Annotated in this window: 25 protein-coding genes; 6 read left to right on the top strand and 19 right to left on the bottom strand. The window is 68.7% G+C overall.

Going from position 1 to position 25,940, the window contains the following annotated elements:
* Nucleotides 1–3 precede the first annotated feature (3 nt).
* The 6 genes from CVH10_RS04815 to CVH10_RS04790 all read right to left on the bottom strand — a co-directional run bounded on the left by CVH10_RS04815 (nucleotide 4) and on the right by CVH10_RS04790 (nucleotide 6,221).
* On the bottom strand, nucleotides 4–561 hold the full coding sequence (locus tag CVH10_RS04815) for a DUF5943 domain-containing protein (RefSeq protein ID WP_106487952.1): 558 nt from the start codon (nucleotides 559–561) through the stop codon (nucleotides 4–6).
* A gap of 146 nt (nucleotides 562–707) precedes the next feature.
* Nucleotides 708–1,685 carry a dipeptidase gene (locus CVH10_RS04810; protein ID WP_035597939.1) on the bottom strand — a complete coding sequence of 326 codons (978 nt, stop codon included), beginning with the start codon at nucleotides 1,683–1,685 and terminating at the stop codon, nucleotides 708–710.
* A gap of 142 nt (nucleotides 1,686–1,827) precedes the next feature.
* Nucleotides 1,828–2,529 (bottom strand): monofunctional biosynthetic peptidoglycan transglycosylase, encoded by a 702-nt coding sequence (gene mtgA, locus CVH10_RS04805; RefSeq protein ID WP_106487951.1) that lies wholly within the window; start codon nucleotides 2,527–2,529, stop codon nucleotides 1,828–1,830.
* 71 nt (nucleotides 2,530–2,600) lie between these two features.
* A complete protein-coding gene (locus CVH10_RS04800) occupies nucleotides 2,601–3,737 on the bottom strand; it encodes a GlxA family transcriptional regulator (RefSeq protein ID WP_035597931.1) in 1,137 nt (378 codons plus the stop codon).
* A 302-nt stretch (nucleotides 3,738–4,039) separates the two neighbouring features.
* Nucleotides 4,040–4,897: an S-formylglutathione hydrolase gene (fghA, locus tag CVH10_RS04795; protein ID WP_035597922.1), complete on the bottom strand. Its 858-nt coding sequence runs from the start codon at nucleotides 4,895–4,897 to the stop codon at nucleotides 4,040–4,042.
* A gap of 214 nt (nucleotides 4,898–5,111) precedes the next feature.
* Nucleotides 5,112–6,221, bottom strand: a complete 1,110-nt coding sequence (locus CVH10_RS04790) for an S-(hydroxymethyl)glutathione dehydrogenase/class III alcohol dehydrogenase (protein ID WP_035597919.1) — start codon at nucleotides 6,219–6,221, stop codon at nucleotides 5,112–5,114.
* A 135-nt stretch (nucleotides 6,222–6,356) separates the two neighbouring features.
* Between CVH10_RS04790 and CVH10_RS04785 the strand changes: the two genes are divergently transcribed.
* A complete protein-coding gene (locus CVH10_RS04785; RefSeq protein WP_035597916.1) occupies nucleotides 6,357–7,250 on the top strand; it encodes a LysR family transcriptional regulator in 894 nt (297 codons plus the stop codon).
* 106 nt (nucleotides 7,251–7,356) lie between these two features.
* Here CVH10_RS04785 and CVH10_RS04780 read toward each other — a convergent pair whose 3' ends face one another.
* Nucleotides 7,357–8,736, bottom strand: a complete 1,380-nt coding sequence (locus CVH10_RS04780) for an L-serine ammonia-lyase (protein ID WP_035597913.1) — start codon at nucleotides 8,734–8,736, stop codon at nucleotides 7,357–7,359.
* Between the two features lie 160 nt (nucleotides 8,737–8,896).
* Between CVH10_RS04780 and CVH10_RS04775 the strand changes: the two genes are divergently transcribed.
* Nucleotides 8,897–9,862 carry a LysR substrate-binding domain-containing protein gene (locus CVH10_RS04775; protein ID WP_106487950.1) on the top strand — a complete coding sequence of 322 codons (966 nt, stop codon included), beginning with the start codon at nucleotides 8,897–8,899 and terminating at the stop codon, nucleotides 9,860–9,862.
* 37 nt (nucleotides 9,863–9,899) lie between these two features.
* Entirely contained in the window at nucleotides 9,900–10,541 is a 642-nt protein-coding gene (locus CVH10_RS04770; protein WP_035597910.1) for a hypothetical protein, read from the top strand.
* A 121-nt stretch (nucleotides 10,542–10,662) separates the two neighbouring features.
* Here CVH10_RS04770 and rpoD read toward each other — a convergent pair whose 3' ends face one another.
* From rpoD to rpsU, 3 genes are all read right to left on the bottom strand, one after another.
* Entirely contained in the window at nucleotides 10,663–12,504 is a 1,842-nt protein-coding gene (gene rpoD / locus CVH10_RS04765) for an RNA polymerase sigma factor RpoD (protein WP_106487949.1), read from the bottom strand.
* A 233-nt stretch (nucleotides 12,505–12,737) separates the two neighbouring features.
* Entirely contained in the window at nucleotides 12,738–14,570 is a 1,833-nt protein-coding gene (gene dnaG / locus CVH10_RS04760; RefSeq protein ID WP_035597904.1) for a DNA primase, read from the bottom strand.
* Nucleotides 14,571–14,700: 130 nt separating this feature from the next.
* Nucleotides 14,701–14,916 (bottom strand): 30S ribosomal protein S21, encoded by a 216-nt coding sequence (rpsU, locus tag CVH10_RS04755; protein ID WP_013333229.1) that lies wholly within the window; start codon nucleotides 14,914–14,916, stop codon nucleotides 14,701–14,703.
* 278 nt (nucleotides 14,917–15,194) lie between these two features.
* Here rpsU and tsaD point away from each other — a divergent pair, with 278 nt between their 5' ends.
* A complete protein-coding gene (gene tsaD, locus CVH10_RS04750) occupies nucleotides 15,195–16,232 on the top strand; it encodes a tRNA (adenosine(37)-N6)-threonylcarbamoyltransferase complex transferase subunit TsaD (RefSeq protein ID WP_035597969.1) in 1,038 nt (345 codons plus the stop codon).
* 178 nt (nucleotides 16,233–16,410) lie between these two features.
* Here tsaD and plsY read toward each other — a convergent pair whose 3' ends face one another.
* Entirely contained in the window at nucleotides 16,411–16,998 is a 588-nt protein-coding gene (gene plsY / locus CVH10_RS04745) for a glycerol-3-phosphate 1-O-acyltransferase PlsY (protein WP_369335725.1), read from the bottom strand.
* Nucleotides 16,999–17,148: 150 nt separating this feature from the next.
* On the opposite strand from plsY, the gene folB reads away from it, so the two are divergent.
* The gene (folB, locus tag CVH10_RS04740) at nucleotides 17,149–17,511 is read left to right on the top strand and encodes a dihydroneopterin aldolase (RefSeq protein ID WP_035596583.1); all 363 of its coding nucleotides are present in this window, start codon (nucleotides 17,149–17,151) and stop codon (nucleotides 17,509–17,511) included.
* Complete coding sequence (folK, locus tag CVH10_RS04735; protein WP_035596585.1) at nucleotides 17,511–18,029, top strand: 2-amino-4-hydroxy-6-hydroxymethyldihydropteridine diphosphokinase; 519 nt, start codon at nucleotides 17,511–17,513, stop codon at nucleotides 18,027–18,029. Before folB ends, folK begins: the two co-directional genes overlap by 1 nt.
* Before the next feature lie 29 nt (nucleotides 18,030–18,058).
* Here folK and CVH10_RS04730 read toward each other — a convergent pair whose 3' ends face one another.
* The 8 genes from CVH10_RS04730 to CVH10_RS04695 form a co-directional block, all read right to left on the bottom strand.
* Nucleotides 18,059–19,201, bottom strand: a complete 1,143-nt coding sequence (locus CVH10_RS04730) for a polynucleotide adenylyltransferase (protein WP_106487948.1) — start codon at nucleotides 19,199–19,201, stop codon at nucleotides 18,059–18,061.
* A 2-nt stretch (nucleotides 19,202–19,203) separates the two neighbouring features.
* Nucleotides 19,204–19,524 carry a thiosulfate sulfurtransferase GlpE gene (gene glpE / locus CVH10_RS04725; RefSeq protein ID WP_106487947.1) on the bottom strand — a complete coding sequence of 107 codons (321 nt, stop codon included), beginning with the start codon at nucleotides 19,522–19,524 and terminating at the stop codon, nucleotides 19,204–19,206.
* A gap of 38 nt (nucleotides 19,525–19,562) precedes the next feature.
* Complete coding sequence (locus CVH10_RS04720; protein WP_106487946.1) at nucleotides 19,563–20,369, bottom strand: symmetrical bis(5'-nucleosyl)-tetraphosphatase; 807 nt, start codon at nucleotides 20,367–20,369, stop codon at nucleotides 19,563–19,565.
* A gap of 52 nt (nucleotides 20,370–20,421) precedes the next feature.
* Entirely contained in the window at nucleotides 20,422–20,811 is a 390-nt protein-coding gene (gene apaG / locus CVH10_RS04715) for a Co2+/Mg2+ efflux protein ApaG (RefSeq protein ID WP_016853709.1), read from the bottom strand.
* Nucleotides 20,808–21,620, bottom strand: coding sequence for a 16S rRNA (adenine(1518)-N(6)/adenine(1519)-N(6))-dimethyltransferase RsmA (gene rsmA / locus CVH10_RS04710; protein ID WP_106487945.1), 813 nt, complete (start codon nucleotides 21,618–21,620; stop codon nucleotides 20,808–20,810). Before rsmA ends, apaG begins: the two co-directional genes overlap by 4 nt.
* Nucleotides 21,621–21,657: 37 nt before the next feature.
* On the bottom strand, nucleotides 21,658–22,713 hold the full coding sequence (pdxA, locus tag CVH10_RS04705) for a 4-hydroxythreonine-4-phosphate dehydrogenase PdxA (RefSeq protein WP_106487944.1): 1,056 nt from the start codon (nucleotides 22,711–22,713) through the stop codon (nucleotides 21,658–21,660).
* Nucleotides 22,710–23,348: a SurA N-terminal domain-containing protein gene (locus tag CVH10_RS04700; protein WP_106487943.1), complete on the bottom strand. Its 639-nt coding sequence runs from the start codon at nucleotides 23,346–23,348 to the stop codon at nucleotides 22,710–22,712. The genes pdxA and CVH10_RS04700 overlap by 4 nt, the downstream gene beginning before the upstream one ends.
* 89 nt (nucleotides 23,349–23,437) lie before the next feature.
* Nucleotides 23,438–25,915, bottom strand: a complete 2,478-nt coding sequence (locus CVH10_RS04695; RefSeq protein WP_106487942.1) for an LPS-assembly protein LptD — start codon at nucleotides 25,913–25,915, stop codon at nucleotides 23,438–23,440.
* Nucleotides 25,916–25,940 lie beyond the last annotated feature (25 nt).

Raw genomic sequence — 25,940 nt, 5'->3', positions numbered from 1 at the left:
TCCTCAGCCCTGCGCGTTGTTCGAGATGTCGGCGATCGGACGGGTCACGAAGTAACCGACGTCGCAGCCTTCTTCGGCGCCGCTCTGGGTCTGCTCGGCGACGGTGCGCAGATCGCTGCCGCGGGCGGCGAGGATCTGGTCCATGGCGCCGGCGAACCAGCCGGTGAACATGTATTCGATCTTCCGGCCGACCTTGCCCATCTGATAGACGAAGGCGCTGTGCTCGAGGCGCACGCGGCAGGTACCGGCGTCGAGGTCGATGTCCTCGGTGATGAACAGCCCCCAACCGCGCTGGGAGAGGCGCTTCATGTAGTGTTCGAAGACGTCGACGCCCTCTAGGCCGTGGCATTCGGCCTCCTTCTCGCACCAGTGCCAGGCGCTCTTGTAACCGGCATCGTAGAGGATCTCGGCGTACTTCTCGGCGCCCAGGGCCTCTTCCACGGCGACGTGGTTGTTGATGAAGAAGTGACGCGGCACGTACAGCATCGGCAGGGCGTCGGTGGTCCAGATGCCGGTATCGGCATCCACTTCGATCGGCAGTTCAGGGGCCATCTTGGTCACGATCTTATTCCTCGAATCTTGCTGATTATTATCGGGCTTCAATGGGCTCGCAGGAGCGGCTTCGGGCGTTGTTGGCTGTTGGCAAGCGGCGTCGAGCGGCAGTGACATTCACGGATGGCGCCGGGCCACGGCCCGGCGCGGAGGGCTCACTCGCCCCAGACGTCCTTCAGGACATTGACCCAGTTCTCACCCATGATCTTGCGCACCTGGCGCTCGCTCAGGCCGCGCTTCAGCAGCGCCTCGGTGAGGTTGGGGAATTCGCCGATGGTGCGAATGCCCTCGGGGTTGATGATCTTGCCGAAGTTGGTCAGGCGACGGGCGTAGCCCTTGTCGTGGGTCAGCCACTCGAAGAACTGCTTGTCGTGACCCTGAGTGAAGTCGGTGCCGATGCCGATGGCATCCTCGCCGACGATGTTCATCACGTACTCGATGGCCTCGACGTAGTCGTCGACGGTGGCGTCGACGCCGGCACGGAGGAAGGGCGTGAACATGGTCACGCCGACGAAGCCGCCGTTGTCGGCGATGAACTTGAGCTCTTCGTCGGACTTGTTGCGCGGGTGTTCCTTGAGGCCGGACGGCAGGCAGTGGGAGTAGCAGACCGGCTTCTCGGACGCCTCGATCACCTCGCGGGAGGTGTTCTCGCCGACGTGGGAGAGGTCGCACATGATGCCGACGCGGTTCATCTCGGCGACGATCTCGCGGCCGAAGCCGGACAGGCCGCCGTCACGCTCGTAGCAGCCGGTGCCGACCAGGTTCTGGGTGTTGTAGCACATCTGCACGATGCCCACGCCGAGCTTCTTGAAGATCTCGACGTAGCCGATCTGGTCCTCGAACGCATGGGCGTTCTGGAAGCCGTAGATGATGCCGGTCTTGCCCTCTTCCTTGGCCCGGGTGATATCCGCGGTGGTGCGCACCGGACGCACCAGGTCGCTGGACTCGGCCATCAGGGCGTCGGTCTTGACGATGTTGTCGACGGTGGCCTGGAAGCCTTCCCAGACGGACACGGTGCAGTTGGCGGCGGTCAGGCCGCCCTTGCGCATGTCCTCGAACAGCTCGCGGTTCCACTTGGCGATAACGAGACCATCGATAACGATGGCGTCCTGGTGCAGCTCGGAAGGGGTCATGGCGGGGGGCTCCGTGGTAGCGCATGGTCACGCCGGCAGCATATCCCCCGCCCTGCGGGCCCCGGCGCCTGGAAACGACCGGGAAAATTCCAAAAGCGTCACGCCCGTCGCGATCGCGACACGCCGGGAAATCGGTGTCGCGTCAGAGACGCTCGAGGTAGGCGGCACCGCCGAGATTGCGCATCTGCCCGCGGATCCAGGCGCTGCGCTGCAACACGTAGCCGCTGGGGCGCGAGGCACTCCAGCCACGGGGATTGGGCAGGATGGCGGCCAGCCGGCTGGCCTGGGCATTGCTCAGACGCGACGCCGTTACGCCGAAGTAATGGCGGGAGGCGGCCTCGAGACCGAAGACCCCGTCGTCCCACTCGGCGATATTGAGATAGACCTCGAGAATGCGCTCCTTGGGCCAGAGCGTCTCGATCAGCAGGGTGAACCAGGCCTCCAGGCCCTTGCGCACCCAGCTGCGGCCGGTCCACAGGAAGAGGTTCTTGGCGGTCTGCTGGCTGAGGGTGCTGGCGCCGCGCAGGTCGCCGCCGTTGAGGCTGGCCTCGACGGCGCGGCGCAGCTCGACCAGGTCGAAGCCGTGATGCTCGGGGAAGCGCTGGTCTTCGGCGGCGATCACCGCCAGCTTGGCGCTGTCGGGCAGCTGGCTCCACGGGCGCCAGTCCTGGCGGATCTCCAGAGCATCGCCGTCGCGCCAGGCCTGTACCTTGCGCTCGAGCATCACCATGGAGCCGCCCACCGGCACCACCCGGAACATCAGCACCGCCAGCACGCTCAGCCCGATCCCGCCGAGCAGCGCGAGCCCCAGGGCCCGCGCCAGCCATCGCCATCCGTTTCGCATCGACCCCCGCCCGGCACTCCGTCAGGGGCGCACTCCCCGAGGATGGGGATGCGCCCTCCCGGCGCCAGACGCTAACTCAGCCTGACGCTGGCATAGGTCGGCTCCCCCCGGGCCTGGTCCAGGGCGCTCATGGCCGCGGACACCGGCGTGTCGGGCACCGACTCGAAAGAGGCGGACTGTAGCATGACGGCGGCATCCTGGCCCAGCTGCACCGGTACCAGGTCCACGGCGCTGGAGCCCAGACGTTCGTCGCGGGGCGGAATGCCGAAGTACTCGCGGTAGCACTTGGAGAAGTGCGGCGTGGAGACGAAGCCACAGGCCGAGGCCACCTCGATGATCGACATCGGCGTCTGCTTGAGCAGCTGCCGGGCCCGGGTCAGGCGCAGCTTGAGGTAGTAGCGCGACGGCGAGCAGTGCAGGTTCTTCTGGAACAGCCGCTCCAGCTGGCGCCGCGACACGTTCACGTAGCCGGCCAGCTCGTCGAGGCTGATCGGCTCCTCGAGGTTGGCCTCCATCAGCGCGACGATCTCCAGCAGCCGCGGCTGGGTGGTCCCCAGCACGTGCTTGAGCGGCACCCGCTGCTGGTCCTGCTCGTTGCGCACGCGGTCGTAGATGAACATCTCGGAGATGCCGGCGGCCAGCTCGCGGCCGTGGTCGCGGCCGATCAGGGTCAGCATCATGTCCATCGGAGCGGTGCCGCCCGAGGCGGTGGCCCGGTCGCGGTCGATGGAGAACAGCCGCGTGGTCAGCGAGACCTTGGGGAAAGCCTCCTGCATGGCGGCCAGGCATTCCCAGTGCACGCTGGCCTCGAAGCCGTCGAGCAGCCCGGCGCGGGCCAGGGCCCAGGAACCGGTGCAGACGGCGCCCAGGCGGCGCGAATGGCGTGCCTCGGACTGCAGCCAGGCGACGTGCTCGCGCTGCACGCTGCGCTGCGGGCCCACGCCGCCGCAGACGATCACCATGTCCAGCGCCAGCGGCACGGTGGTGGAGGCGTCGGGGGTGATCTGCAGACCGTCGCTGGCGCGCACCGGGCCACCATCGAGGGTCAGGGTGTACCAGCGATAGAGCTCGCGCCCGGCCAGCTGATTGGCCATGCGCAGGGGTTCGATGGCCGAGGCCAGCGAGATGAGAGTGAAGTTATCCAGCAACAGGAAGCCGAGCGTCTGGGGCCCGGCGGCATGACGCGAGGTCTGAGGAGCGCTTGTCATCGTCCATACTCCAGCACGGTGGTGTTGTCATCGTTATTGTCGAGTCAGGCAGGGGCATTTGCCCTGGAGGCCCGCCTGTCGCGGACGGGCATGCACGCCTCGAAATTTACCGGCTGTGTCGTTTTCTGGCATGTCAAATTTGCCTATCGGGAGGCGTTCTCCCGGTACATCACGACAATGAGTCGCCCTTGGGCATGAAAGCGTCGCTGGAGAGCAAGGCAGGCAGGAACGATACGCGCCGCCTCGAGGAGGCGGCGCGCTGCGGGCCGCTGAGCGACCCGGCCGACAGGTCCCGGCGCGACTCAGTGCTGAGCGTGAAGATGCTCGGCGTGGTAGCGCAGATGGTCGTCGATGAAGCTGGCGATGAAGAAGTAGCTGTGGTCATAGCCCGGCTGACGACGCAGGGTCAGCGGATGGTCGTGCTCGGCGCACACCGCCTCCAGGCGCTCGGGACACAGCTGTTCCTCGAGGAAATTGTCGGCCTCACCCTGGTCGATGAACAACGGCTGGCGGGAGGCGCCGCGCGCCACCAGCTCGCAGGCGTCGTACTGGGTCCACTGGCTGACGTCCTCGCCCAGGTAGTTGCCGAAGGCCTTGCGGCCCCAGGGACACTGGGCTGGGTTGACCACTGGCGCGAAGGCCGACACCGAGCGGTAGTGCCCGGGACGACGCAGGGCCAGGATCAGTGCCCCGTGGCCGCCCATGGAGTGGCCGCTGATGGCCTCGCGGCCATTGACCGGGAAGTGCTGACGCACCACCGAGGGCAGCTCCTCGGCCACGTAGTCGTACATCCGGTAGTGGTCTTTCCATGGCGCCTGGGTGGCGTTGACGTAGAAGCCCGCGCCGGAGCCGAAGTCGTAGCTGTCGTCCTCGCCGGGCAGATTCAGCCCGCGGGGGCTGGTATCCGGGCAGACGATGGCGATGCCGAGCTCCGCGGCCAGGCGGTGGGCGCCGGCCTTCTGCATGAAGTTCTCGTCGGTGCAGGTCAGTCCCGACAGCCACCACAGCAGCGGGACCCGCTCGGTCTCCGCCTGGGGCGGCAGGTAGATGGCGAAGGTCATCTCGCAGTCCAGCGCCCGGGAGCGATGGCGATAGCGCTTGTGCCAGCCGCCGAAGCTGCGGTTGGCCGAGACCAGCTCGAGCTGTTCGGTCATGGTCATGAGCGACTCCTCATGGGATTCGAGAGATGCCGGGCGTCGCATTCGCGACACCCGGCACCGAAGACAGGGCATTCACTGCCGCTGCCGCGGTGATCGGACTCACGTCATCCGCCCGTGGGCGGGCACGCGTCGAGCCCTCGATGCGGCAGCCGGCGCGTGTCGAGCCCTGCGCGCGGCAGCGGGCGCGTATTACGCGCGGTACCGGACGCGTTGATCAGTAGTGCAGCACGGTGCGGATGCTCTCGCCCTTGTGCAGCAGCTCGAAGGCCTCGTTGATCTTCTCGAACGGCATGTCGTGAGTGATGAAGTCGTCGATGTTCAGCTCGCCCTTCATGTAGCGATCGACGTAGCCCGGCAGCTCGGTGCGGCCCTTGACGCCGCCGAAGGCGGAGCCTTTCCAGACCCGGCCGGTGACCAGCTGGAACGGACGGGTGGAGATCTCCTCGCCGGCACCGGCGACGCCGATGATCACGGACTCGCCCCAGCCCTTGTGGCAGCACTCCAGGGCCGAACGCATGACGTTGACGTTGCCGATGCACTCGAAGGAGTAGTCGACGCCGCCATCGGTCATGTCGACGATGACCTGCTGGATGGAGTCGCTGTAGTCCTTCGGATTGACGAATTCGGTGGCGCCGAACTGCTTGGCCAGCTCGAACTTCTCCGGGTTCACGTCGATGGCGATGATGCGGCTGGCCTTGGCCATGACCGCGCCCTGGATCACGGCCAGACCGATGGCGCCGAGGCCGAACACGGCCACGGTGGAGCCCGGCTCGACCTTGGCGGTGTTCATGACCGCGCCGATGCCGGTGGTCACGCCGCAGCCCAGCAGGCAGATCTTGTCCAGCGGCGCTTCCTTGGAGACCACGGCCAGCGACACCTCGGGCACCACGGTGTATTCGCTGAAGGTGGAGCAGCCCATGTAGTGATGCAGCTTCTGGCCGTCGAGGGAGAAGCGGCTGGTACCGTCGGGCATCACGCCCTTGCCCTGGGTGGCGCGGACCGCCTGGCACAGGTTGGTCTTGCCGGACAGGCAGAACTTGCACTTGCCGCACTCGGCAGTATAGAGCGGGATGACGTGGTCACCGGGCTTGAGGCCGGTGACGCCCTCGCCCACTTCCTCGACGACGCCGGCCCCCTCGTGGCCCAGCACGGACGGGAACAGGCCTTCCGGATCGGCGCCGGACAGGGTGAAGGCGTCGGTGTGGCAGACGCTGGTGGCGGCCATGCGCACCAGCACTTCGCCGGCCTTCGGGCCTTCGACGTCGATCTCGGTCAGCTCGAGCGGCTTGCCCGCTTCCAGGGCAACGGCGGCACGTGACTTCATGATTCACTCCTCTCAATGGGATTGGCCTTCCCACAGTCTAGGCAAGACCGCATACTCGGATAAACTGCACTAAACGCATGACATTGTTGCCATCTGACAACAATCCAGCGCACCACCCACCGGAGGACACACCGCATGCAACGCTGGGACCGCGTCGAGGCCTTCATCGAGGTCGTGCGCCTGGGCGCCTTCAAGGCCGCCGCCGAACGCCTCAAGGTCTCGAGCTCCCACGTCAGCCGGCTGGTCAGTCAGCTGGAGAATCAGCTCGGCACCACCCTGCTCTATCGCACCACGCGACGGATTCGCCTCACCGAGGCCGGGCGGCTCTACTACCAGCACTGCCAGCACCTGTTCGAGGGCTTCCGCGAGGCCGAGACCGCGGTCAAGGAACTGCAGGACACCCCCACCGGCCTGCTGAGTCTGACCTGCGCCACCACCTTCGGTGAACGCTTCATCGCGCCGCTGGTGCATGACTTCATGTGCGCCAATCCCCGGCTCGAGGTGCGCATGCACTTCACCAACCGTCAGGTGGACATCATCGACGAGGGTTTCGACATCGCCATCCGCATGGGCCGGCTGCAGGACTCCTCGCTGATCGCCCGGCGCCTGTGCGAACGGCGCGAGTACGTGGTCGGCGCGCCCGCCTACTTCACCCGCGTCGCCCAGCCGCACAGCCTCTCGGAGCTGTCGCGCCACCGCTGTCTGGTCGGCTCGCGGGACTACTGGCGCTTCGACGTCGACGGCGTGCGCCGCGACATCCGCGTCGATGGCCCGCTGAGCGGCAACTCCGGGCCGGCACTGCTCGACGCGGCGCTCAAGGGCCTGGGGCTGGCCCAGCTACCGGACTACTACGTCGAGGAACACCTGGCCCGCGGCGAGCTGATCAGCGTGCTCGACGCCTATCGCCACGGCGACACCGCCGTGTGGGCCGTCTACCCCCAGCATCGCCACCGCTCGGCCAAGGTGCACCGCTTCCTGGACTACCTGGTCGCCCATATCGGCGACACCCTGCCGGCACGGCGAGGCTGACGCAGGGCAAAGCGAGCCGGATCACCAGAGACGAGACAAAAAAAGGCGCGCCACCCGAGTGGCGCGCCGGCAAGGACGGCACCCGCCGCCCGACAAAGAGATGGGTTCAGCATTCGATGGCGTTGACCGCCAGACCGCCCTTGGAGGTTTCCTTGTACTTCTCCTGCATGTCGGCGCCGGTATCGCGCATGGTGCGGATCGCCTTGTCCAGCGAGATGAAGTGCTCGCCGTCGCCGCGCAGGGCCATCTGGGTGGCGTTGATGGCCTTCACCGAGGCGATGGCGTTGCGCTCGATGCAGGGCACCTGGACCAGGCCGCCCACGGGGTCGCAGGTCAGGCCAAGGTTGTGCTCCAGGCCGATCTCGGCGGCGTTCTCCACCTGGCCGGGGGTCCCGCCCAGCACCTCGGTGAGACCGGCGGCGGCCATGGCGCAGGCCGAGCCCACCTCGCCCTGGCAGCCGACCTCGGCGCCGGAGATGGAAGCGTTCTTCTTGCACAGGATGCCCACGGCGCCGGCGGTGAGCAGGAAGTCCACCACGCAGCGCTCGTCGGCGCCCTGCTGGAACTTCATGTAGTAGTGCAGCACCGCCGGGATGATGCCGGCCGCGCCGTTGGTCGGTGCGGTGACCATGCGCCCGCCGGCCGCGTTCTCCTCGTTCACCGCCAGGGCGAAGACGTTGACCCAGTCCATGGCGGAGAAGGTCGAGGCGATCAGGCTGCCGTCATCCTCGACGGCCTCGAGGCGGCGATGCAGGGCGCCGGCGCGGCGCTTGACGTTGAGCCCGCCGGGCAGCACGCCCTCGCCCTCGAAGCCCTTCTGCACGCAGTCCTGCATGGCTTCCCAGATGCGCCACAGCCCGGCGCGGATCTCGGCCTCGCTGCGCCAGGCCTTCTCGTTCTCCATCATCAGCTCGCTGATGCGCATGTCGTGCAGGCGACACAGCGCCAGCAGCTCGCCGGCGGAGTTGAAGTCATAGGGCAGCGCGGTGGTGTCGCTGTCGAGCTCGCCGCTGGCCGCCTGGGCCTCGTCAACCACGAAGCCACCGCCCACGGAATAGAAGATGTTGCGGTACAGTTCCTGGGAGTGGCCATGGGCCACCAGGGTCATGGCGTTGGGATGGTAGGGCAGACTCTCGTCGTGCCACTGCAGGTCACGCGCCCACAGGAACGGAATCGCCAGGTGGCCGTCGAGCAGCAGGGTCTGGGACTCCAGCAGCTCCTCGATGCAGGGCGTGACGATGTCCGGGTTGATCGACTCGGGGCGCTCGCCCATCAGGCCCATGATGGTCGCCTGATCGGTGCCGTGCCCCTGGCCGGTGGATGACAGCGAGCCGTGCAGGTGCACCTCGACCCGTGCCACCCGCTCCAGCAGGTCCTGCCGACGCAGTTCCTGCACGAAGTCGTAAGCCGCGCGCATCGGGCCGACGGTATGCGAGCTGGAAGGGCCGATGCCGATCTTGAACAGGTCGAAGACGCTGATGGACATGGGGAGGACCTCGAAGCGGGGCCGGAACGTACCGACGCCGTCTTGTTGTCAGTTACACTAAAGCCAACTGGCTTTCGTTTGCCTTGGACCTTAATGTTGTCGCGACTCTCCCATCGCGGCAATCCAGAATATCTCGCCCACGCTATAGAATGACTAAACCATGAGCCGACTCCTCAATGCCCAGACCCACGCCTGGATGAAGGTCTTCGCGGTCAGCGCCCGCCACCTCTCCTTCACCCGGGCGGCGGAGGAGCTGCACGTCACCACCGGCGCCGTCAGCCAGCAGATCAAGCAGCTCGAGGATCGCCTCGGCTTCAAGCTGTTCCGCCGCCTGCCCCGCTGCCTGGCGCTCACCGAGGAAGGCCGGCGACTGGCCTCGGTGGTCGACGAGGCCTACCAGGCCGTGGGGCTCGAGGTGAAGCGGCTGCGCAGCGGCGTGATGAGCGGCATCATCCGCATGCGCGTGGTGCCCTCCTTCCTCAACAAGTGGCTGATGCCCAGGCTGCCGCGCCTGCAGGCGCGCTTCCCCGACATCGAACTGCATATCCTCTCGGAGGACAGCAGCATCTCGCTGCGCGAGGGCGAGTTCGATCTGGCGCTGGACCTCAACGACGGCCACTATCCGGGCATGTCGATCACGCCACTGATGGAGGAGACCATCTTCCCGGTCTGCGCCCCCTCGCTGATGCGCGGCCGTCCGCCGCTGCGCCGCCCCGGGGATCTGGCCTGGTACCCGCTGCTACATGACGTCACCGCCTGGCGCGGCAGCCACGACTATGGCGAATGGGAGCACTACCTGCAGGCCATCAGCGCCCCGGACGTCAACGTGCGGCGCGGCTACACCTTCAACCGCAACCACCTGACCATGGAGGCGGCCCTGGCCGGCATGGGCGTGGCCATCGCGCGCCAGACGCTGATCACCAGCGAGCTGGACACCGGCGCCCTGGTGGCACCGTTCGACCAGCGCGTGGCGACCGGCATGCACTACGGTATCGTGCATGCTGCGGGCTCGCTGGACGATCGCCGGATCTGTGCGGTCCACGACTGGCTGCTGGAAGAGGCGCGACGCCAGCACCCGTCGCGTCACCCGGTGGTGGCAGACAGCGACCTCTCTCAAGACGTATAATTAGCTGACTCAATATTCTTCCGACAGAAGCCTGACCATGCCCGAACATTCCGCCGACCGAATCGCCTTCCGCTACCTGTGCCTGCGCGGCTTCGGCTACATGCTGCTGATTGCCGCGCTGCTCGAGATCGTGCTCTTCGAAGCCACGCACATGCCGGACCTGCGCTTCACCGAACGAGGCCTCACCGAGCCCTTGCAGTCGCTGCTGCTGCTGACCGGCACGATCATGGCACTCATCGCCCGCCGCCTGGACGACCGCCTGCCGCACCTCACCCTGCTGCTGATCGGCCTGCTCGGCGCCTCGCTGATCCGCGAACAGGACGCCTGGCTGGACGAGTACGTCTTCGACGGCGCCTGGCAGATCTTGGTCAGCCTGCTGGTGCTGCCGATCCTGTTCGTGGTGATCCGCCACGGCCGCGCCTTCGCCGCCGAGCTCGAGCGCTATGCCATGACCTTCTCCGGCGGCCTGTTCGCCGCCGGCTTCCTCGGCACCTACGTGTTCTCGCGCCTCTACGGCCGCGGCGACATGTGGAAGGCCGTCCTCGGCGAGCACTACGTCCGCGTGTTCAAGGACGCCGCCGAGGAGGTCACCGAACTGTTCGGCTACACCCTGATGTGCATCGCCATGATCGAGCTGCTGCTGCTGGCCCGCCGCTGGCGCCGACAGCGCCTGGCCTGACGCCTCGACAGCTTCCCCGAAACGACGATGCCCGCGGCCATGGCCGCGGGCATCGTCGTTTCGGGGAAGGCATTTCATGCGAGGAATGCCGGGGCCGGCGCACGGCCGGCCCGGTCGACGATCACTCGTCGAGGAAGGAGCGCAGCGGCTCGGAGCGGGACGGGTGACGCAGCTTGCGCAGCGCCTTGGCCTCGATCTGACGGATCCGCTCGCGGGTCACGTCGAACTGCTTGCCGACCTCCTCGAGGGTATGGTCGGTGTTCATGTCGATGCCGAAGCGCATGCGCAGCACCTTCGCCTCGCGGGCGGTCAGGCCGCCGAGCACGTTGCGGGTGGCCTCGATCAGGCCCTCGCCGGTGGCCGAGTCGATCGGCAGCACCATGGTGCCGTCCTCGATGAAGTCGCCGAGGTGCGAATCGTCGTCGTCACCGATGGGCGTCTCCATGGAGATCGGCTCCTTGGCGATCTTCAGCACCTTGCGCACCTTGTCTTCCGGCATTTCGAGGCGCTCACCCAGCTCTTCCGGCGTCGGCTCGCGCCCCATCTCCTGCAGCATCTGGCGGGAGACGCGGTTGAGCTTGTTGATCGTCTCGATCATGTGCACCGGGATGCGGATGGTGCGCGCCTGGTCGGCGATGGAGCGCGTGATCGCCTGACGGATCCACCAGGTGGCATAGGTCGAGAACTTGTAGCCGCGGCGGTACTCGAACTTGTCCACGGCCTTCATCAGGCCGATGTTGCCCTCCTGGATCAGATCCAGGAACTGCAGGCCGCGGTTGGTGTACTTCTTGGCGATCGAGATGACCAGGCGCAGGTTGGCCTCGACCATCTCCTTCTTGGCGCGACGCGCCTTGGCCTCGCCGATGGACAGCCGACGGTTGACCTCCTTGATGTCGGTCACCGGCAGCTGGATCATCTCTTCCTCGAAGGCGATCTTGCGCTGGGAGCGCTGGATGTCGCCCTTGAAGACGGCAAGCTTGTCGGCGTACTTGGTCTGCTCGGCCATGAAGTCGTCGAGCCAGTCCTGGCGCGACTCGTTGCCGGGGAAGGCCTTGATGAAGGTCTTGCGCGGCACCTTGGCCTTCTTGACGCACAGCTGCATCACGGCCTTTTCCTGGGCCCGGATCTGCTCGACGCTGATGCGCACCTGACCGACCAGGCGCTCGAAGTGCTTGGGCACCAGCTTGATCGGCGAGAACAGCTCGGCCAGGCGGGCCAGCTCGGCCTGCGCCTGGGCGGAGCCGCGGCCGTTGGCGTCGATGGCCTGACGGGCCGACTCGTTCTGCTCGCGGATCTGCTCGAAGCGGGCGCGGGCCTCTTCCGGGTCCGGGCCGCCGCCGCTGTCGTCCTCGCCCTCGGCGTCCTCGTCATCCTCGTCGGACGCCCCTTCGGCGACCACCGGCTCCTCGGGCACATCGGCCTCGGCGACGCCGGGGATGCCCTCGTCGGGGTCGATGAAGCCGGAGAACAGGTCGGACAGGCGGCCCGGGGCCTCCTCGTCCTGAGTGGCATCGTAGGCCTCGAGGATGGAGTCCACGGCGCCCGGCAGATAGGCCAGGGCGGACATCACCTCGCGGGTACCCTCCTCGATGCGCTTGGCGATCTCGATCTCGCCTTCGCGGGTCAACAGCTCGACCGTGCCCATCTCGCGCATGTACATGCGCACCGGGTCGGTGGTGCGGCCCACGTCGCTCTCCACCGCCGCCAGGGCCGCCACGGCCTCCTCGGCAGCAGACTCATCGGTGGAGTGATCGGCCATCATCAGGGTATCTTCATCAGGCGCTTCCTCGACGACATTGATACCCATGTCGTTGATCATGCCGATGATGTCTTCCACCTGATCGGGGTCGGCGATATCCTCGGGAAGATGGTCGTTGACCTCGGCATAGGTCAGGAAGCCCTGTTCCTTGCCGCGCGCGATCAACTCCTTCAGACGTGACTGCTGCTGCGCATTTCCAGCCATAGAAACCCTATCTCGACGAAGAAGAATGAAGCACCTGAAGCACTGAGGCGGAGAAAACTCGATAAGCCGAACAGTATAGCGGGTTTGACCGCCGTTTTGCCAGTTCGACGTATTTGCGCGGTCATTCAGGTGTGTTAGCGTGTCTGGTTGCGTTCCGCTCAGGGGACGCTGTCTATATGGTGATGGTAGGCGGAAATTCAAGTCCGGCGCCAATCGACGCCTCTCTCAGACCCTCACCCCTTGAGCTCCATCAGCAGCGCATTGAGCCGCTGCCGCTCCTCTTTCGACAGCGACTCGCCGGCCTGCATTCGAGCCAGCAGGGCGTCATACGCCTCCTGCGGCGACTGCTGCCGACGATGGCGCTGAAAATAAGCCACCCAGTTGTCGAGCTCGGTGCCGAGCAGCCCGCGCGGCACCAGCGGCGCACGCCGGGCCAGCATCGCCAGGCGCTCGCCCTCCGGCGTGCCGTGAAAGTGCGCCAGCAGCACCTGGGGGCTGCGGTAGCCGCCGGCCCGTAGCAGGCGCACCACCTCGCGACACAGCCCGGCATCCGGATCGTTCTGGTCGCACCAGTCGTCGTCCTCGGGCAGACGCTCGACCAGCGACGGCTCATGCACCAGCAGCTGCAGCGCCCGAGCCATCTGCCCCAGGGACGCCGGACCGCCGGTCGTCCGCGCCCCCGCCGGCGCCTCGCCTCGGGGCGGCGCCTCATCCGCCCACTCCGGCGGCACGTCCGCGGTCGGCGCCTCGTCGACACTCTCGCCGCGGGACATCAGCGACTCGAAGCTTGACTGATCGACGCCGGTGCGACGGGAGAGTTCCGTCAGCAGCAGCGACTTCATCACCCCCTCGGGCAGGCGACCGATGGCCGCCAGCACCCGGCTGGCGAAGCGCTCGCGCTCCTCCAGCCGCTCCAGGTCGCGCCCCTCGGCGGCCTGCTCGAAGAGGAACTCCGACAGCGGACTGGCACAGGTGACCCGATCCTCGAAGGCCTCGGGACCCTCGCGGCGCACCAGGGTATCCGGATCCTCGCCATCGGGCAGGAACAGGAACCGCGCCTGACGGCCGTCGATCATCTGCGGCAGCACCGTCTCCAGCGCCCGGCTCGCCGCCTGGCGCCCGGCGCGATCGCCGTCGAAGCAGAACACCACCTCGTCGACCATGCGGAACAGCCGCCCGAGATGATCCTCGGTGGTGGCCGTGCCCAGGGTGGCCACCGCATTGCGGATGCCGAACTGGGCGAGCGCCACCACGTCCATGTAGCCCTCGACGATCACCAGTCGCTCGAGGCGCGGATTGGCCTGACGCGCCTCATAGAGGCCGTACAGCTCGCGCCCCTTGTGAAAGACCGGCGTCTCCGGGGAGTTCAGATACTTGGGCTTGGCATCGCCCAGCACCCGTCCGCCGAAGGCGATGGTGCGACCGCGAATATCGCGGATCGGAAACATCACCCGATCGCGGAAGCGGTCATAGGTGCGCCCGCTGTCCTCCCGGTGCACCAGCAGGCCGTATTCGATCTGCACCGGCTCGGCGATGCCCTGCTCGCCGAGATGCCGCTTGAGCGACTCCCAGCCGCCCGGGGCATAGCCGATGCCGAAGTCGCGCACGACCTCCGGCGACAGCCCGCGACGCTCGATATACTCCCGCGCGCCCTGCCCTTCGGGCATCTTCAGGCGCTCGCGGAAGAAGCTCGCCGAGAGCTCGAGCAGGTTGACGCCTTCCTTGCGCTTGCGCTCGCGCGCCTGGGCCCGCGGATCGTCGGCGCCCTCGCGCGGCACCTCGAGCCCCAGCCGGGCGGCGAGATGTTCCACCGCGTCGGGGAAGCGCAGGTTGTCGTACTCCATCAGGAAGCGCAGCGCGTTACCGTGGGCACCGCAGCCGAAGCAGTGATAGAACTGCTTGTCGGCGCTGACGGTAAAGGACGGCGACTTTTCCTGGTGGAAGGGACAGAGACCGGAATGATTGCGTCCGGCCTTCTTGAGCTTGACCCGCTCGCCGACCACCTCGACCACGTCGACGCGAGCCAGCAGGTCATCGATGAAACGCTGCGGGATCTGACCGGCCATCAGGCAATCCAGTCGGGGTTGAAAGCCAGGACCCTGAGAACGGGCGAAAAAACAAGCGGCCACCGAACGGCGGCCGCTTGGCGCTCCTCCCGAGTCGATCCGCTAGCCAGCGGTCCGACCCAAGTACGGATCAATAGAGCCGTTCGAAACGCTTGCGCTCACGCTGAAGCTTCTTGGCGTGACGCTTGACGGCGGCAGCCGCCTTGCGCTTGCGCTCTGCGGTCGGCTTCTCGTACTGCTCGCGACGGCGAACCTCGGACAGAACACCGGCTTTTTCACAGGAACGCTTGAAGCGACGCAGTGCGACGTCAAACGGCTCGTTATCGCGTACTTTAACAGAAGGCATTAAGCACTCACCTACCTTGAAAAACTTGAGTTCGGTTTGAACGCACGCCTTCAGGGGCGCTCGCCATGTCCCACTGACGCCGACGACCACGCGATGCGGGCCGAAACGATGGAAGGGAGAAACAGGGAGCCTGCCCCTGGGCGCACGACCCAGTCTTGCAGCGCACAGTATTCTAGTCGTCGTACCACGACCATGCAAACCGTTTCGCGCCCCGCCCCTGCCGCCCGGCGACCAAAAGGCGTAGAATGGCGCCCTTTCCGCTGTACCGAGCCATGACCATGCGTGTACTGGGCATCGAGACCTCCTGCGACGAGACCGGCGTCGCCCTCTATGACACCGAGCGTGGCCTCGCGGCCGACGCCCTCCACAGCCAGATCGCCATGCACGCCGAATACGGCGGCGTGGTGCCGGAGCTGGCCAGCCGCGACCACACCCGGCGCCTGCTGCCGCTGATCCAGACCGTGCTCGATGAAGCCGGCGTGAGCCGCGGCGAGCTGGACGCCATCGCCTACACCGCCGGCCCCGGCCTGGTGGGCGCGCTGATGGTCGGCGCCAGCACCGCCCACGGCATGGCCCGGGCACTCGACATCCCGGTGCTCGGCGTGCACCACATGGAAGGCCATCTGCTGGCGCCGATGCTCGAGGACGCGCCGCCCGCCTTCCCCTTCGTGGCGCTGCTGGTCTCCGGCGGCCACACCCAGTTGGTCGAGGTCGAAGGCCTCGGCCGCTATCGCCTGCTCGGCGAATCGGTGGACGACGCCGCCGGCGAGGCCTTCGACAAGGCCGCCAAGATGCTCGGTCTGGACTACCCCGGCGGCCCCGCCGTGGCGCGCCTGGCCGAGACCGGCGACCCGACGCGCTTTCGCTTCCCGCGGCCGATGACCGACCGCCCGGGGCTGGACTTCAGCTTCTCCGGACTCAAGACCCATACCCTGACCGCGATCCGCAAGCTCGAGGCCGACGGCGAACTCGATGACGCCGCCCGCGCCAACGTGGCCCGCGCCTTCGAGGAGGCCGTGGTCGACACCCTGGTGATCAAGTGCCGTCGCGCCCTCGACCAGACCGGCCTCAAGCGGCTGGTGGTGGCCGGTGGCGTCAGCGCCAACGCCCGCCTGCGCGAGCGGCTCGGTCTCGAGGCCGCCAAGCGCAGCGCCGAGGTCTTCTATCCGCGCGGGCGCTTCTGCACCGACAACGGGGCCATGATTGCCTATGTGGGCGCCCAGCGTCTGCTGGCCGGTGAACGCGATACCCTGGGCCAGATGCAGGCCGTACCGCGCTGGCCGATGGACGGCCTCGAGCCGCCGGCCGGGCGCTGAAAGCTGGAAGCTGGAAGCTGGAAGCTGGAAGCTGGAAGCTGGAAGCTGGAAGCTGGAAGCTGGAAGACAGCATGATCCCCGCCATCATGGGGTCACGGGGTTTCTTCAAGCTTCCAGCTCAAGCCCGCGAAGCGGGCGTTCTTCAAGGCGCGAAGCGCCGCTCTTTCGCGCTTACGACTTACAACCCCGGCTCGTCGCCCCGCCCCAACTGCCGGATATTCAGCGCATGACGCGCCAGCACCAGCAGCGTGAAGCCGATCACCACCGGCACGTAGTCCGGCGCCAGCCAGATCGCGGCCAGCGGGGCCAGCGCGGCGCTGGCCAGCGACGCCACCGCCGCGGTGCGCACCCGCCAGGCCAGCAGACACCACAGGGTCGCGCAGCACAGCGCCACCCAGGGGGTCAGCACCAGCATCACGCCGAAGGCGCTGGCCACCGCCTTGCCGCCGCGAAAGCGATACCAGGCCGGATAGCTGTGGCCGAGCAGCACGCCGAGCCCGACCAGCCCCTGCCCCCAGGGCGGCAGCGCCAGCAGCATGGCGAGCCACAGCACCGGCATGCCCTTGACCGCATCGACCAGCAGCGTGGCCAGGGCCAGCCGCGGCCCATGCAGGCGCAGCACGTTGGAGAAGCCGGGATTGCCGGAACCGGCCAGGCGCGGATCGCCGCGGCCGGCCAGGCGACACACCGTGATCGCCCCCAGCCAGGTGCCGCTGAGATAGCCCAGCGCCATCAGCGGCAGCACGAGTTCGAGTTGGCTCAGCACGGCCGACCCTCAAGCGGAAAGTGCCCCGATTCTGCCAGCCTCGATGCCGCGGGAACAGCGTCGGCGCTGTCGCCGGCCGGTCGCCTCGCGTACAATCGCCGCCCAATCCGGCACTGCCGCCGCCCCTTGCCACGGCTCGGAGAGCCCAAGATGGATCTCGTACTGATCGAAGCGCTGAAGGTCGACACCGTCATCGGCGTCTATGACTGGGAGCGCACCCTCACCCAGACCCTGGTTCTGGATCTGGAGCTGGCCACCGACATCCGCCCCGCGGCGGCCGACGACGATATCGCCCAGACCCTCGACTATGCCGCCATCAGCGAGCGCATCGCCCGCTTCGGCGCCGAGCACAGCTTCGAGCTGGTGGAAACCTTCGCCGAGCGCCTGGTCGACGCCCTGCGCCAGGAATACGGCATCGCCTGGATACGCCTGACCCTGCGCAAGCCGGGCGCGGTGCCCGCCGCCAATGCGGTCGGGGTGCGCATCGAGCGCGGCGAGCGGAGCGCGACCTGATGGCCCTGGTCACCGTCAGCATCGGCAGCAACATCGAGCGCGAGACGCACCTGACCGCCTGCCTCGACGCCCTTGCCAAGCGCTTCGATGGCCTGCGCCTGTCGCGGGTCTACGAGAGCGAACCGGTGGGCTTCGAGGACGGCCGCAACTTCTACAACCTGGTCGCGGCGTTCGACAGCGACTGGTCGGTGGGCGAGCTGCAGGCCTGGTGCAAGCGGCTCGAGTTCGCCAACGGCCGCCGCGCCGACAGTCCCAAGTTCAGCCCCCGCACCCTGGACGTCGATCTGCTCACCGTCGGCGAACTGACCGGCGAGCACGACGGCGTCGCGCTGCCGCGGGCCGAGATCCGTCATCACGCCTTCGTGCTGAAGCCGCTGGCGGAGCTGCTGCCCGACGTCCGTCACCCCGAGGACGGCCGGCGCTATGCCGAGATGTGGGCGGCCTTCGAGGCCGACGACCAGGCCCTGTGGCCGGCCGACTTCCCGTGGCACGGAAAGTCCCTGCCGCTCGACGCCTGATCCGGCCGCCAGGCCACGGACACCGCCCCTCAGCCCGCCAGCACCTCATCGATCGCTGCCCGGCGCCGCCGGGCCAGCTCCTCGCCCAGCTCGCGGCCCTGATAGCCCTCCTCGACGAGCCCGCGGGGCAGGATCTGCCCCGCCAGGCGCCAGGCCACGGCCAGGTCCTCGGCCAGACGCGCGTCTTCCATGCTCACCAGGCTGATCAGCGAGGCCACCCGCTCGCCCTGGCGCCAGGCGCCGATGGCGTCGAGCCAGACCATCACCCGCGCCCCGTCCAGCTCGCCCGCCCGCGCCTCGGCCACCAGCGCTCGGGTCGCCGCCGCCTGATCACCCAGCCGGCGCGGTGTCCGGGGCAGCTTCAGGCGCTCGGCCAGGCGCTCGCGGGCTTCGGCCTCGAGATGCTCGACCAGCCGCGCCCAGCGCCAGTGCGGCGCCTCATCATCGGCGATGTCCTCGGGCAGCCGCGCCAGCCGTCCCAGCGCCTCGTCCAGCGCCGCGGCATCCGCCGCCAGCTCCGGCATCAGCGCCGCCAGGGCGCCGCAGTCGTGCAGGGCCTGGAAGTAGACGTCCGGCCAGGGCTCGCCCAGCGCCTTCTCGGTCTCGGTCCAGACGCGCTCGGCCACCAGATGGCCGAGCTCCCCGCTCTCCGCCAGCCGGCGCATCAGCTCGCGGGTCGCCGGGGCGATCACGAAGCCGAGCCCGGCGTAGCGGGCCAGGAAGCGCGCCGTGCGCAGCACCCGCAGCGGGTCCTCGACGAAGGCCGGCGAGACGTGGCGCAGTACCCGGGCCTCGAGATCGTGAAGCCCGCCGTAGGGGTCGACCAGTTCGCCCTCGGGGGTCTCGGCCATGGCGTTGATGGTCAGGTCGCGACGCACCAGGTCCTGCTCCAGGCTGACCTCGGGGCTCGCGTGCACCTCGAAGCCGGTATAGCCGTGGCCGGCCTTGCGCTCGGTGCGCGCCAGGGCGAACTCCTCGTGGGTCTTCGGATGCAGGAACACCGGGAAGTCGCGGCCCACGGCGCGGAAGCCGCGCCTGGTCATTGCCTCGGGCGTGGCACCGACCACCACCCAGTCGACGTCGGTGACCGGCCAGCCGAGCCGGGCGTCGCGCACGGCGCCGCCGACCCGATAGACCGTCAGGCCATCGAGGCGGGCATCGCGGGTCGCCATGCTCAGGCCTCCACGCGCTCGGGCAGACGGTGCTGCCAGTCGGTGAAGCCGCCGTCGAGGCTGTAGACCGTCTCGAAGCCCTGGCCGGCCAGCCAGGACGCGGCCTGCTGGCTGGAGTGGCCGTGGTAGCAGACCACCACCAGCGGCGTCTCGCGGGGCGCCTCGGCCAGCAGGGCCGTGACGCTGTCGTTGTCCAGGTGGCGGCAGCCGGGGATATGGCCGGCGGCGAAGCTCGCCGGATCGCGGATGTCGACCAGGGTCAGCGGCGAGCCGGCGTCGAGCCACTCGGCCAGGGTCGGAATGTCCAGGTGCTGGAAGCTCATCGGATCTCCAGGGAACGAAAGAGGAAGGAAGGGTAAATTCAGTGGCGGCTGGGCACGCTGATGCGCGCGCCGCTCTCGAGGTCGAGGGCGGTCAGCGCCCCGCCCCAGACGCAGCCGGTATCCAGCGCCTCGGCCCGCACCCGGCTGCCCGGCGTCTCGCCCTCGAGCGCCGCCCAGTGGCCGAACAGCAGCCGCGGATCGTCGTCGCGCGGGTACTGGAACCAGGGCGCGAAGCCCGGCGGCGCGCTGTCGAGCCCTTCCTTGGCGCTGAAGTCCAGCGTGCCGTCGGCGGCGATGAAGCGCATGCGGGTGAAGGTGTTGACGATCGCCCGCAGCCGGTCGAGGCCGTCCAGGTCGTCACGCCAGCGGGCCGGCTCGTTGCCGTACATCTGCTCGAGGAAGGCGCCGGCACGCTCGCCGCCGAGCCGCTCGGCCACCTCGGCGGCCAGCGGCTCGGCCTGCTCCAGCGTCCACTGGGGCGGCAGGCCGGCGTGGCTCATCAGGGTCTCACCGTCGCGCACCACCAGCGGACAACTCTGCAGCCAGTCGAGCACGCGCTCGCGATCCGGCGCGGCGAGGATGGCGTCGAGAGTGTCCTTGCGCTTGATCCGCGCACCGCCGCGGGCCACCGCCAGCAAGTGCAGATCGTGATTGCCGAGCACCACCCGGGCGGCGTCGCCCAGGGCCATGACCTCGCGCAGGCAGTCCAGCGAGCCGCGGCCGCGGTTGACCAGATCGCCGGCCAGCCACAGCCGGTCATGGCGCGGATCGAAGTCGAGGCGCTCGAGCAGGGCCACGAATTCCTCGTGACAGCCCTGGAGATCGCCGACGGCGTAGGTGGTCATGGCGCGTCCTCGCGGTCTCAACATCGGGGTGAAGCGGCGCTCGCCGAGCGCCTCAGTGCACCTGGTTGGGGCCGGCCAGCCGGAAGGGGGCGACGGCCACCTCGAAGGGGCGCTGGGTGGCGGTGTCGACGCAGGTGAAGGCGCCTTCCATCACGCCCACCGGGCCATCGAGGATCGCCCGACTGGTGTAGCGGAAAGTCTGGCCGGGGCCGATCAGCGGCTGCTGGCCGACCACGCCCTTGCCGCGCACTTCCTGGGTCTCGCCGCTGCTCTGGGTGATCTTCCAGTGGCGCGCCAGCAGCTGCATGCTGTGGCCGGAGTGGTTGTGCACGGTGATGGTATAGCTGAACACGAAGCGCTCTTCCTCGGGGGCGGACTCGTCCGCCTGGAAGGCCGGCTCCACGTCCACGCGGATCTCGTCGCCCAGGGCCGTTGCCGTCATGCGCTGCTGCCCTCCTCGGCCAGGTGATTGGCGATGCGCACGAACTCCGCCACGCTCAGGGTCTGGGGGCGCCGGCTCGGCTCGATGCCGAGCGCCTCGAGCGCCGCGGCGTCGATCCGCCCCTTGAGGTTGTTGCGCAGCGTCTTGCGGCGCTGGGCGAAGGCCTCGCGCACCACCTCGAACAGCAGCGTCTCGTCGCGGGCGACATCCGGCATCTCGGCGCGGGGCGTCAGGCGCACGATGGCCGAGTCCACCTTGGGCCGCGGCACGAAGGACTCCGGCGGCACGATGAACAGCGACTCGACCGTGCAGTAGTACTGGGCCAGCACCGAGAGACGACCGCGATCGCCGCCGCCGGGCGGCGCCGCCAGGCGGTCGACGACCTCCTTCTGCAGCATGAAGTGCATGTCGGCCACGGCGTCGCCGGCCTGGAGCAGATGGGAGATCAGCGGCGTGGAGATGTTGTAGGGCAGGTTGCCCACCACCCGCAGCGCCGGGCCCTCGCCGCGCAGCTCGCGGAAGTCGAACTTGAGCGCGTCGCCCTCGTGGATCACGAAGCCCGGCTGGTCGAAGAACTGCACGCGCAGCCCGGGAATCAGGTCGCGGTCTAGCTCGATGACCTCGAGATGGCCGCCCGCCGCGTCCAGCAGCGGCTCGGTGAGGGCGCCCTGACCGGGACCGATCTCCACCAGTCGCTCGCCGGGGCGGGCGCCGATGGCGCGTACCAGCCGCGAGATGATGCCGGGGTCGCGCAGGAAATTCTGGCCGAAGCGCTTGCGGGCGCGATGACCCTGGGGGCGGGATGCCATGCGGTCTGTCCTTCTGTTCGAATCGGGGATGCCGCGCTCAGTCACGAGCGGCGCGGCGGGCCATGTCGGCGGCCAGCGCCTCGGCCACCGCCAGGCTGCCGGGATCAGCGCGGCCGCTGCCGGCCAGATCGAGGGCGGTGCCGTGATCCACCGAGGTGCGCACCAGCGGCAGGCCCAGGGTGATGTTGGCGGCGCGGCCGAAGCCGGCATACTTGAGCACCGGCAGGCCCTGGTCATGATACATCGCCAGCACGGCGTCGGCCTCGGCCAGGTGGCGCGGGGTGAACAGGGTATCCGCCGGCAGCGGCCCGTCAAGGGCGAGGCCCTCGCGACGCAGCGTCTCGAGCGTCGGCGCAATCACCTCGAGCTCCTCGCGGCCGAGGTGGCCGCCCTCCCCGGCGTGGGGATTGAGGCCGCAGACGGCGATGCGCGGCGCAGCCAGGCCGAACCAGCGGCGCAGGTCGGCGTCGAGGATGCGCAGGATGCGCGTCAGCCGCTCAGGGGTCACCGCGTCGCTCACCTCGCGCAGCGGCAGGTGGGTGGTGGCGAGCGCCACGCGCAGCGCCCGGGGGCCCTGCCAGTCGGCGCCGGCGGCGTGCAGGGCGCGGTCGGTGGCGAGCATCATCACCACCTCGTCGACGCCGCAGGCGTCGCGCAGGTATTCGGTGTGGCCGGTGAAGTCGGCGTGGCCGGCATCGCGGATCACCGCCTTGTGCAGCGGCGCGGTGACGATCCCCGCGGCCTCGCCCGCCCGGCAGCCGGCGACGGCGCGGTCCAAGGTCTCGAGCACGTAGCCGCCGTTGCGCACGTCGAGCACCCCGGGCCGACTGGGCGCGGCGAGCGCGACCGGCCACACGGGCAAGCGCCCGGGCCGACTCTCGGGCACCGGCTCGCCCGGCGCCAGCTCGACGATCTCGAGCGCCCGCCCCAGGGCCTCGGCCCGTTCGGCGAGCAGCCCGGGATCGCCCACCGCCACCCGGCGATGCCCCGGGGCCGCGCCGGTGGCGCCGTCGGTCGCCAGCATCACCGCGAGCTCGGGGCCGATGCCGGCCGGCTCGCCGATGGTCAGGGCGATGACGGGCGCGTCGCTCATGCGCTCGGCTCGAGGCGCTCGTCGACGAAGGCGTCGCTGCGGATCTCCTGGACCCAGTCTTCCATCTCGTCGTTGGCCTTGCGCTGGAACAGCGCCTGGCGCGCCTGGTCGCGGCTCATGTTGCCGCCCTGCTGTTCGATGAAGCGGTCGACCTCGCGCTCGGAGAGGCTGACCCGACCACCCACGCGGCGCTGCTGCAGCTCGCGCATCAAGAGCTCGCGACGCACCTGGTCACGCACCACGCCGAGCGACAGGCCGTCGGCCTCCAGGGCGTCGGCGAACTGGTCCAGGGTCATGTTGTTGCCCCGGGCGATGGCCCGTACCTGACGGTTGAGCTCGGTGTCGTCGACGCTCAGATTGGCCTCGCGGGCCATCTGCAGCTGGATCTCCTCGACGATCAGGCGGTCGAGCACCTGCTCGCGCAGCACCTGGTCCGGCGGCAGGTCGACGCCCTGGGCCCCGAGCTGTTGCTTGGTCTGGGTGAAGCGGTCCTCGAGCTGGGAGGCCATGATGGCGCCGTCGTTGACCACCGCCACGATACGGTCCAGGGACTGGCGCGCCTGGGCCAGCCCGGTCAGGGGCGCGGCCCCCAGCAGCAGGGCCAGCAGCAGGGTGGCGAAGTGTCGGCTGCGCATGTCGGTGTTTCCTCTCTTTCGATATCGGATGTCTCGTGGCGGCCGGCGAGCGACCGCCACGAAGCGGCAGGCGGGGCGCCGGCCGCGGCTCAGCGTGCGCCGAAGGCGGTACTGCGATAGCCCGGCACGGCGCCGTCGAAGTAGCTGGCCGCGTCTCCGCCGATGCCGCCCAGGCCCTTGAACACGAAGCGCAGGAAGAACCCGCGATCGGTGGTGTCGTCTTCGATGGTGTTCGCGGTGCCCTCGTCGTCGACCCACTCGCGCCACACCAGCTGCAGACCATAGCAGCAGTCGTTCCACTGCACACCCGCCATCTGCTCGAGGCTGCGGTCGTTGGTGTTGTCGTAGACGAAGCGACCGATCAGGTCGACCTGTGGCCCGACCCGGTAGGCCCCGGAGACGTCGAACTCCTCGCGGTTGTAGCCGAGCCGGTCCTCGAAGTCGTCCTCGGAGACGTCGAAGCCCTGAAGCTGCCAGCGATAGCCCAGGTTGAGCACGTGGCCGGCATCGGCACGGTACTGCAGGTCCCAGCTGGCCTGCTCGGTACGCGATTCCTTGTCGTCGTACAGCCACTGCCAGCGCGTGCGCCACTCGTCGCTCAGCCGCCAGTTCAGGCGGGTCACCAGCGGCGAGCGATCGCGGGTGGCATCGTAATACTCGTAGGAGTCCTCATCCCTCGGCAGGGTATCGGGATCGCCGGCCATGTCGATATGGCGATCCTCGAAGTAGAGCGCCTGGCCGAGGCCCAGCGACAGCCGCTCGCGGCCGCTCGCGTCCTCCAGCAGGCGACTCTCGACGCCATAGGACAGGCGATTGAGGTCGCCCACCCGGTCGCCACCGGAGAAGCGGTCCGGCGACCACAGCTGTTGCCAGGAGAAATTGCGCTCGCCGGTGTCGAAGTCCGGGAACTCGCTCTGGTCCTCGGCCGGCACGTAGGCGTAGTTGAGCCGCGGCTCCAGGGTCTGACGGTAGGCGCCACCGCCGACGTCGAGGTCGCGCTCGAACACCAGCCCGCCGTCGATCGAGGTCACCGGCACGGTCAACGACGGCGTGTCGGTGTTCGGCGTCTCGCGGTCGCCGTAGTCCAGGTCGTAGGAGCGATGGGCCAGCTCGACCCGGGGCTCGAGGAAGCCCCAGCTCTCGTCGAAGCGCCAGCCCACGGCCGGGTCGAGGCGCAGCCGGGTGCCGTTGGCCGCCTCGCGGAGCGGAATGCGGCGCCGACCGTCCCTGAAGTCGTAGAGGCCGTCTTCATCGGTATGCACGTCGCGCCAGAAGTAGGTCAGATTGGAGGCCCACTCCTGGTAGAGGCCGCCGTCCTGGGACCAGCGCGCCCGGGCATCCAGGCTCGGCAGGCGGTAGAAGGGCTTGTCGCCCTCTTTCAGAGGATCATCGAGCCGCTGGTACCCCTGGGCCTTGGCCTGCAGGCGCCAGACATCGCCGCGATAGTCGAGCCGGGCCAGCCGTGACAGGTGGTCGGTGTCCTGCTCGGCGAAGTCGCGGCCGAAGTCGTCGAAGTAGGCGCCGTCGCTGGCCGCGCCGTAGCGCAGCCGGTAGTCGGTACGCTCGTCGAAACGCCCGGCGTGACGGAAGTCCAGGTACCAGCGCTCGTCGCCATTCTCGAGACGGGAGCCGTTCGAGGCCTCGTCGCCGGCACGCTTGTCGTCGGCGATGTAGGCCCCCTCGATGGTGCCGGCGTCGGACGGAAAGAGATAGCGATACTCGCCGCCCAGCAGCAGGCCACGATCGCTGATCCAGCGCGGAGTGAGGGTCGCGTCCTGGTCGGGGGCGATGTTCCAGTAGAAGGGCTGGGAATAGTCGAGCCCGCTGCCGGTGGCGCCGAGGGTCGGCCACAGGAAGCCGGTCTGGCGGCGCTCATCGAGCGGGAAGCGCACCCAGGGCCAGTAGAATACCGGCACGTGACCGACCTCCAGGCGGGCGTGCTTGGCGGTGCCGAACCCCTGCTCGCGGTCCAGCAGGATGTCGTTGCCGACCAGGCGCCACAGCTCGCTGCCGGGCTCGCAGGTGGTGAAGCTGGCCTCGCGCAGCCGGTAGCGGCCGTCCTCGAGCCGGGCCAGGCGCACGGCATCGCCTCGCAGGCGCTGCTCATGGGCCACATAGTGGGCGGTATCGATGCTCGCCGCATCGCTTTCCAGCGAGAATTCGGCGGCGTCGCCGCGCACCAGCAGATTCCGGTCGCGCAGCGCCACCGGCCCCTCGGCCTGCACCCGATCCCGGGACGCCGGCAGGTTGACCCGCGGCGCCTCGAGCTGGGTGTCGCCACGGCGCAGCACCACCTGGCCGCTGAGCCGGGTCTCCCCCTCGGCACCGTACTCGCCGCTGTCCGCCTCGCTGGTGACCTGCCCCTCGGGCGGCGGGGCCAGACGATAGTCCGGCATCACGTAGCGCCCGCGGCATACGGCATCGGCCGGCCGGTCGGCGCCCCAGGGCTGCCAGTCCAGCCGATCGGCGGGCAGCGGCTCGGGGGGCGCCGCCAGCAGAGGGGCGGCAATGATCAGGTTCGAGGTCACCAGACCTGCCAGGGCCGTCCGGGAGGGTCGCTTGGCCATGTTCCACGATGTCCTTGGCGGAGTG

The sequence above is a fragment of the Halomonas sp. ND22Bw genome (assembly GCF_003011945.1).
Lineage (GTDB): Bacteria > Pseudomonadota > Gammaproteobacteria > Pseudomonadales > Halomonadaceae > Halomonas > Halomonas halophila.
The sequence above is the reverse complement of the archived record's forward strand: the minus strand, read 5'-3'. Positions and strand labels throughout refer to the sequence as shown.

Coding starts and splice junctions, on each gene's coding strand:
- CVH10_RS04720 (WP_106487946.1), bottom strand. CDS start 20,369: ATGACCACCTACGCCGTCGGCGATCTCCAGGGCTGTCACGAGGAATTC.
- CVH10_RS04700 (WP_106487943.1), bottom strand. CDS start 23,348: ATGCGCAGCCGACACTTCGCCACCCTGCTGCTGGCCCTGCTGCTGGGG.
- tsaD (WP_035597969.1), top strand. CDS start 15,195: ATGCGTGTACTGGGCATCGAGACCTCCTGCGACGAGACCGGCGTCGCC.
- glpE (WP_106487947.1), bottom strand. CDS start 19,524: ATGAGCTTCCAGCACCTGGACATTCCGACCCTGGCCGAGTGGCTCGAC.
- CVH10_RS04800 (WP_035597931.1), bottom strand. CDS start 3,737: ATGACAAGCGCTCCTCAGACCTCGCGTCATGCCGCCGGGCCCCAGACG.
- pdxA (WP_106487944.1), bottom strand. CDS start 22,713: ATGAGCGACGCGCCCGTCATCGCCCTGACCATCGGCGAGCCGGCCGGC.
- rpsU (WP_013333229.1), bottom strand. CDS start 14,916: ATGCCTTCTGTTAAAGTACGCGATAACGAGCCGTTTGACGTCGCACTG.
- CVH10_RS04775 (WP_106487950.1), top strand. CDS start 8,897: ATGAGCCGACTCCTCAATGCCCAGACCCACGCCTGGATGAAGGTCTTC.
- mtgA (WP_106487951.1), bottom strand. CDS start 2,529: ATGCGAAACGGATGGCGATGGCTGGCGCGGGCCCTGGGGCTCGCGCTG.
- CVH10_RS04730 (WP_106487948.1), bottom strand. CDS start 19,201: ATGGCGACCCGCGATGCCCGCCTCGATGGCCTGACGGTCTATCGGGTC.
- dnaG (WP_035597904.1), bottom strand. CDS start 14,570: ATGGCCGGTCAGATCCCGCAGCGTTTCATCGATGACCTGCTGGCTCGC.
- fghA (WP_035597922.1), bottom strand. CDS start 4,897: ATGACCATGACCGAACAGCTCGAGCTGGTCTCGGCCAACCGCAGCTTC.
- folK (WP_035596585.1), top strand. CDS start 17,511: ATGGCCCTGGTCACCGTCAGCATCGGCAGCAACATCGAGCGCGAGACG.
- CVH10_RS04785 (WP_035597916.1), top strand. CDS start 6,357: ATGCAACGCTGGGACCGCGTCGAGGCCTTCATCGAGGTCGTGCGCCTG.
- rpoD (WP_106487949.1), bottom strand. CDS start 12,504: ATGGCTGGAAATGCGCAGCAGCAGTCACGTCTGAAGGAGTTGATCGCG.
- CVH10_RS04810 (WP_035597939.1), bottom strand. CDS start 1,685: ATGACCCCTTCCGAGCTGCACCAGGACGCCATCGTTATCGATGGTCTC.
- CVH10_RS04695 (WP_106487942.1), bottom strand. CDS start 25,915: ATGGCCAAGCGACCCTCCCGGACGGCCCTGGCAGGTCTGGTGACCTCG.
- folB (WP_035596583.1), top strand. CDS start 17,149: ATGGATCTCGTACTGATCGAAGCGCTGAAGGTCGACACCGTCATCGGC.
- CVH10_RS04790 (WP_035597919.1), bottom strand. CDS start 6,221: ATGAAGTCACGTGCCGCCGTTGCCCTGGAAGCGGGCAAGCCGCTCGAG.
- CVH10_RS04770 (WP_035597910.1), top strand. CDS start 9,900: ATGCCCGAACATTCCGCCGACCGAATCGCCTTCCGCTACCTGTGCCTG.
- rsmA (WP_106487945.1), bottom strand. CDS start 21,620: ATGGCATCCCGCCCCCAGGGTCATCGCGCCCGCAAGCGCTTCGGCCAG.
- CVH10_RS04780 (WP_035597913.1), bottom strand. CDS start 8,736: ATGTCCATCAGCGTCTTCGACCTGTTCAAGATCGGCATCGGCCCTTCC.
- apaG (WP_016853709.1), bottom strand. CDS start 20,811: ATGACGGCAACGGCCCTGGGCGACGAGATCCGCGTGGACGTGGAGCCG.